At 72.8% G+C, this 239-nt stretch carries 1 protein-coding gene; it reads left to right on the forward strand.

Going from position 1 to position 239, the window contains the following annotated elements; all coding sequences use genetic code 11:
- Positions 1-239, forward strand: a 239-nt coding sequence (locus KVT14_RS21260) for an iron chelate uptake ABC transporter family permease subunit (RefSeq protein ID WP_217617378.1), incomplete at both ends; no start/stop codon positions are given.

Below are 239 nucleotides of genomic sequence, written 5' to 3' on the forward strand. Positions count from 1 at the left end.
GTTCGTGGTGGTGGTCGTGCTCGTGGCTGTCGTCCTCCTCGCGAGCCTCATGGTCGGCCGCACGTTCTACCCGCCGGCCGACGTGCTCCGCGTGATGCTGGGGCAGGACGTCCCGGGCGCCACGTTCACCGTCGGGCGGATGCGCCTGCCGCGCGCGGTCCTGGCCGTCGTCGCCGGGGCCTGCTTCTGCCTGGGCGGCGTGGGTTTCCAGGCCATGCTGCGCAACCCGCTAGTCCTCC

It is taken from the genome of Cellulomonas sp. GbtcB1, assembly GCF_019091725.1.
GTDB lineage: Bacteria > Actinomycetota > Actinomycetes > Actinomycetales > Cellulomonadaceae > Cellulomonas.